The 6143-nt window shown below is 64.8% G+C and carries 5 protein-coding genes; 4 read left to right on the forward strand and 1 reads right to left on the reverse strand.

Going from position 1 to position 6143, the window contains the following annotated elements; all coding sequences use genetic code 11:
* Positions 1–51: 51 nt before the first annotated feature.
* The 4 genes from GXP34_13425 (at position 52) to GXP34_13440 (ending at position 4081) form a co-directional block, all read left to right on the forward strand.
* A complete protein-coding gene (locus tag GXP34_13425; protein NOY56966.1) occupies positions 52–1257 on the forward strand; it encodes a cell wall-binding repeat-containing protein in 1206 nt (401 codons plus the stop codon).
* 127 nt (positions 1258–1384) lie between these two features.
* Positions 1385–2455, forward strand: a complete 1071-nt coding sequence (gene wecB / locus GXP34_13430) for a UDP-N-acetylglucosamine 2-epimerase (non-hydrolyzing) (GenBank protein NOY56967.1) — start codon at positions 1385–1387, stop codon at positions 2453–2455.
* Positions 2456–2493: 38 nt separating this feature from the next.
* Positions 2494–3612 carry a hypothetical protein gene (locus GXP34_13435; GenBank protein ID NOY56968.1) on the forward strand — a complete coding sequence of 373 codons (1119 nt, stop codon included), beginning with the start codon at positions 2494–2496 and terminating at the stop codon, positions 3610–3612.
* The gene (locus GXP34_13440; GenBank protein ID NOY56969.1) at positions 3605–4081 is read left to right on the forward strand and encodes a hypothetical protein; all 477 of its coding nucleotides are present in this window, start codon (positions 3605–3607) and stop codon (positions 4079–4081) included. The genes GXP34_13435 and GXP34_13440 overlap by 8 nt, the downstream gene beginning before the upstream one ends.
* 36 nt (positions 4082–4117) lie before the next feature.
* On the opposite strand, the gene GXP34_13445 is transcribed toward GXP34_13440, so the two are convergent.
* The coding region (locus tag GXP34_13445) for a hypothetical protein (GenBank protein ID NOY56970.1) at positions 4118–6143 on the reverse strand (2026 nt) is incomplete at its 5' end.

Genomic DNA, 6143 nt, shown 5'->3' on the forward strand with positions numbered 1-6143 from the left:
ACCACCCGGGGGTAGACTCGCCCGGCAGTGGATTTGTCCAGGAGGTGGAATATGCATAGGCGTTCCGTTTACGTTCTCGTGAGTGTCGTGTTCATGCTTGTCGTCGGTGTCGTGGCGGCAGGTGCAGCAACTCAGACCGACGCCCCGTCCCAGCAGGAGCTGGCACAGTACCTGCAGCAGTCGACGTGGCATCAGCCCGTGGACTACCCGGACTGGCAAGGACCGACAAGCGGAGGCACCCAGGCCACCGACACCGCCCGGCCGGAGGCGACGATCGTCAGCGCCATCGGTTCGGCGTTGACCGACGGGTGTGGCGATGCGAGTTCGGGGGCAGCCGACATCAACACCGTCGACGTCGAGCTGCAGGATGATGGGAACTGGCGGTTCACCGTCAATCTGTGCGCCGCGCACGATCTCAGCGACGAGACGGGATGGAAGATCGATTTCGCCACAACCGCATATCACTCCGACGGTGACACCAGTCCTACACCGGTGACCACCTATACGGCGTCGATCACCCATGAGATCGAGTACTACTCCCTTCTCGCTCCCTACAACGGAATCTACGAACCCAACGCCGCCGTCTACTACAACGACGGATCGGATTTGTTCGTAACGGGACGACCCGACGGCGACACCTTGTCGTGTACAGCGCACAGCACCGTCTTGTTCGGCGACCCGGATCGGGGCTACATAGGAGGGGTCACGGCGGCGACGGGGTTCACGATCGATATCAATCCGGCGTGCTTCGGGAGTCCCGACCAGGCGTGGCTGGCGGTCTCGGGCCCAGGCGACTCCATATCGTACGACGGTAGTTCGATCCACGCGACGTTCGGGCAGACGGCTCGTATCTCGGGTGCCAGCCGGTTCGACACCGCGGTCCAGATCTCCCGGCGCGCCTTCCCGCTGGGAGGCAGGTACGGTTTCGGTACGTGGGGCGCCTATTTGACCCCGGAGAGCTACGTCATGGGAGCGACGAGGGTCGTATACCTGACGAACGGGCTCAACTATCCGGACGCACTGGCGGCATCGGCGTTCTCTTCATCGATGATGGCAGGCCAGGCCGGTCCGGTGCTCTTCTGGAATGCGGTGGCGGGCGTTGTGCCCGATGAGACCCTCGGCGAGATCTGCCGGATTCAGCCGGGAAAGATCATCGCGCTCGGAGGGACTCTGGCGGTGAGCGATGCTGCTTTGGCCGAAGCTCAGACGGCAGCCAATTCCAGCGACTGCTTGACCGATTACGGGCTGGCGAACTAAGAGAACACGTTCCTGAAGTGTGGGGCCGGCCAGGTCGGCCCCACACTCGCGTCGAGCAACATCGGTCGGCCGGTACACTCGCGAACCGTGATGTTGCTGTCCGAGTTACGAGCCCGCGTGTGACGAGATGAGAGTCGTCAGCATCGTCGGGGCCCGCCCACAATTCGTCAAGGCCGCCGCCGTGGGCAGGGAACTGCGAACGGCTGCGACCGAGATCCTCGTGCACACCGGACAGCACTACGACGCTGGAATGTCCGAGGTCTTCTTCGACGAACTGGGGATTCCGGAACCCGATCTGAACCTCGAAGTGGGCTCTGGGCCTCACGGTCGTCAGACAGGCCGCATGCTCGAACGTATCGAAGAGGTTCTCCTCGTGGAGCAACCGGACTGGGTCCTCGTCTACGGCGATACGAACAGCACGCTCGCGGGTGCTCTCGCCGCAGCGAAGCTCCACATCCGCGTCGCACATGTCGAGGCGGGCCTTCGTTCCTTCCGGCGCGACATGCCAGAAGAGGTCAACCGTGTCGTCACCGACCACGTGTCCGATCTGCTCTTCTGTCCGACGCAGACCGCGGTCGATCACCTTGCCGCCGAAGGAGTCACCGAAGGTGTGATGCTCGTCGGGGACGTCATGGTCGACGCGATCGGACTCGTTCGCGGTCGCATCGATGCCGGCCGACTACGCCGACTGCGCGTCGACGGCCCGTATCTGCTTGCAACCCTCCACCGTGCCGAGAACGTCGACGACGCGCAACGACTCGGCCAGGCGCTCGGTGTCTTGGCCGCCATGCCGGAACGTGTCGTGATCCCCGTGCACCCGCGCACCGCCGCGGCCATGCGGCGCCACGACCTCACGTGGCCCGTGAATGTGGCCCCGCTCGCCCCCGTCGGCTACGTCGATATGCTCACGTTGGTGGCCGGCGCCGATGCGGTACTCACCGACTCCGGGGGGCTTCAGAAGGAATCGGTGCTGCTCGGCACACCGTGCATCACCCTGCGCAAAGAGACCGAATGGGTCGAGACCGTGGACGCCGGCATGAACCGGGTCGTCGACCTCGACGCGCAGGCCGCTCGAGAGGCCCTCGAGGAGCTTCGCGGGGCAGACAACGCCGGAATCGAACACATCTTCCCTCCGGGGGCATCACGTCGAATCGTCGAGGCGCTGCAGGGCCGATCTCCTGTGGGTGAACCTCGTTGATGCGCGGTCGCTCGGCCAGGTGGGCGATACTCGCGCTGGTGACCGGTCTCATCGTGGCCGGATACATTGTGCACACATCACGAAGCAGGCAGTGCTCGGCGACGCAACTGCAGGAAGCCAGGTCGGAGTATCCGGACGCCGTCATCGACGATGACGGCGTGGTCATGGCACGTCTGGACGGCATCGGCGACGTCTACCACCCGCAGGCGGCGATGCTGTTTGTCACCGACGCGCTCAAGAAGGGAGACATCGACCCGGCCACCGATTGTGTCATCCGCTCGACCGGGCAGTGGCTGATCTCCTCGCTGGAGCAACACGGCGACGCGTGGTACTGGTTCTATCCATTCGACTGGCCATACGGGAACAACGACGAGCTGCTCAGCCGTGCCCCGTGGCCTTCGGGTCTCGCCCAGGGCAACGGGCTGATCGCGCTGGGGATGCTGGCCGACTACACCGGAGACCCGGCATACGACGAGACCGCCCACCGCGCGTTCACCGCGTTCACCGCCGACGACTCACGAATCCGGACGACACTGCCCGACGGAGGGCTGTTCTTCCAGGAGTACGAAACAGCCATCCCGACGTTCGTGCTGAACGGCAACCTGGACGCGTTGATCGGCGTGGCCGGGTACGCGAAACGCTATGACGACCAGAAGGCATGGGCCATCTTCCGCCGAGGGATCGACGGCCTGCGGGAACTGCTCCCCAGGTTCAGCGTGACAACTCCCCAAGGTGAGGTCTCCGCGTACGACCTGATCCGGCTGCATCCGGATCTTCGGCTGCGCGCGTCCGGCGGCTCGGCGACCGTGGATCTCTCCGGTCCGCAGGGGTTTACCGCATCCGCCACGATCGAGCCCTCCCCGGGCGATTCACCCGAGCTGATCACAAACGGAGGCTTCGAACAACTCGACGCATCCGGTTCGGATCGACCCGAAGATTGGAAGGCGATCATCACCGCGGGTGGGGACAACTTCGCATTTCCCGACGGCCACGCCTACGAGGGCAGGAGGTTCGCTCAGATCACCACATCGGGAGAAGGATGGGAGGTCCTGGGACAGACGGTCGGTAGCGAGCAGGTAGGCAAGGGCTCCTACGGCATCTCGTTCTATGCGCGCGAGACCGCTGAAGATCCCTGGAAGGGTCACCGTCGTGGGTGAATGCCCGAGCGGCAGGAGCATTCTCGGCGACAAGTTCCAGATTCGGTCCCGGGAGTGGGCACCGTACGGGTTCGTCTTCGACGTACCCGAGGAAGGTTGTGACCTGCTCGTGGAGCTGTACGAGTTCACGTCGTCGACGGCCGGCGGTGTCATCGACTTCGACGATATCTCACTTCGTCGCCTCGACGACCGAGGGACCGCTCTGGTGCTTCCTCTTTCCGTCTACGAGCAGCCGAACATCCACATTTCTTGGTCCGGGGACGGCGGACTGGAAGTGTTCTACGAAGGTGCGTGGCGGCCGCTCGAGGTCACCGACGGGGAGTTGCCGATGTACCTGCAAGGTCGCAACATTCATTTCGGTTATCACGACGGCCATGTGCGCCAACTTCGCAAGCTCTACTCGCTGAGCGGCGAAGAGTTCCTTCTCGAGTACGCGACGCGTTGGGCGGCCATGACCCCGGAGGGGTAGCGCCTTCGTTCGAGCCTGCCCGTCCGACGATCAGATCTACGGGGTCCAACTCCAGAGAGCGGCCTCGATGGCGTCGGAGATGACGGTCGCCCCCCCGACGACCACGATCACGTGCGGGGAGAGGCGTGTGAGCTCCAGCCGCCCGCCATAGGGGATGGTGTCGCGTTGTGAGAGCAACAGCGGACCTCCGGCGGCGGCGGCGGCCGGTCCGGCCGACAGGGCGTCGGGGAACGATTCTCCCGTCGCCATGTAGACGGTCTGGGGGCCCGGACCGAAGATCCTCTGCGAGACCGCCTGGGCGGTGTAGTAGCGGTTGGAACCGGCGAGCCGTTCTACGGCTCCCGTGGTGAGACTCGCAAGGTTCGATGCGACCGAGTCGGAGACCGCTACCGATCCACCGATGACATAGATCTTCTGCGGTGCGAGGCGTTGCAGCTCGGCCAGAGTCTCGGCAGGGATCCAACCGGGATGTACGAGCAGGACGGGCCCACCGACGGCGGCGGCCGCCGGGCCTGCAGTCAACCCGTCGGGGAAAGACTCGCCGGTCACGATGAATGCCGCCGGGACGCCGGGGGAGTAGGTTCTCGCGGACAAGGCCGCGGCCGTCGCATATCGGTTGGAGCCGGCGACCCTCGTCACGGAGCCGGAGGTGTAACCGGCGAGTTCCTGTTCCACGCTCGTTGCGATCGCGGCGGTTCCGCCGAGGACGACGATGGAGGCGGGTTGCAGCCGGCGCAGCTCTGCAGCGGTCTCCGGAGGCAGCACCGAGCGTCGCGTGAGCAGGATCGGGCTGTGCTCGAATCCGGCGACGGCACCGGCCGCGAGCGCATCGGGGAACGTCTCGCCGGTGGCGATGTACACCGTGGCGGCGCCCGGCGTGAACGCCTCCTGTGCGACCGCGACGGCGGTCGCGTAACGGGAAGTCCCCGCGGCGCGAATCACACCGATGCGAGAGGTGGGGAGATCGAGCCCCTGCCCGCGAGTCACGAGCGCGTACTCCTTGTACACCCGATCGTAGGCCGGGAAACTGTATCGATACTCGACCTCCACCCGGTAGGACCCATCATCGAGCACGCCACCGTTCTCCCAGCCGAAGTTGTACATGTAGGTGTCACCGGCGACGAACCCGAACTTGTCATAACCGGATTCATACACGAGGCTGCCGCCAGGATCGAAGATTCGTGTCCGGACGATGCCGGTGACCGGTACATTGCCGGTGTTCTCGAAGTACTGGCGGACGTAGATGGACGATCCCCAGGCGTCGATTTCGCCCCACGTCCGGGCGTCACGGATGATCTCGCCGTAGACGCCGTCGGGTTGACCTGCCCAGATGACCGACTGTTTGAACAGCTCCAGGGCGATGTCACCCTGCTGCACACCTCCGAAGAGCTGGCCGGCGAGGGCCAGTGAGTACTCGGGGAAGAAATCGATGATGGACGTGTCGAAATAGACGATGCGGCCCAAGCCGTACCGGATGGCTTCGGCCGCCGGGAAACCGTCGTACTGGGTGACGTCGACACCCTCGTAGGACCCCGGGTTCGTGATGCTGAATCGAAGGAGTGGCTGCACGTTGGAGCTTGCGACCCGTGCGAATTCGGCGCCGGCACCGGTCGGTCGATTCAACCGAACTGTCGTGAGCCCCAGGTTGGCGAGTGCCTTCTGCACGATGGGATGGTTGCCTCCTCCCGGGTCGAGGACCAGAGACAGCTCATTGGGCGTCGGATCGTTGAGGAAGTCCATCTGGTACGCCTCGCTGAGCGGCCCCCACTCCCATGCCTCCTGGTTCATCTCGAGGGGCCACAGACCCCAGCCTCCTCCGGGGAGAGGGAACTCGCGAGGTGACGCCAGCACGGGGACGAGACCGCCGCCACCGGCGATCCAGTCCCGTACGGTCAGCGACGCCGACTCGTTCATGACCCGGGTGTACGGGAGCACGATCACGTCGAAAGCAGCGAGTCGGCCGGGATCCTCGAGATCCGCGTCGCTGACCCACGCCGGGTTCATCCCGACGCGCTGCAAGGCATCGAATGCGGCCTGCTGGCGGCCGGCGACATCCCAGCCC

Source organism: Actinomycetota bacterium, assembly GCA_013152275.1.
Lineage (GTDB): Bacteria > Actinomycetota > Acidimicrobiia > Spongiisociales > UBA4744 > BMS3Bbin01.

What these genes read in the sequence shown, in the direction of transcription:
- GXP34_13425 (NOY56966.1), top strand. Translation starts at nt 52, where the DNA reads ATGCATAGGCGTTCCGTTTACGTTCTCGTGAGTGTCGTGTTCATGCTT.
- wecB (NOY56967.1), top strand. Translation starts at nt 1,385, where the DNA reads ATGAGAGTCGTCAGCATCGTCGGGGCCCGCCCACAATTCGTCAAGGCC.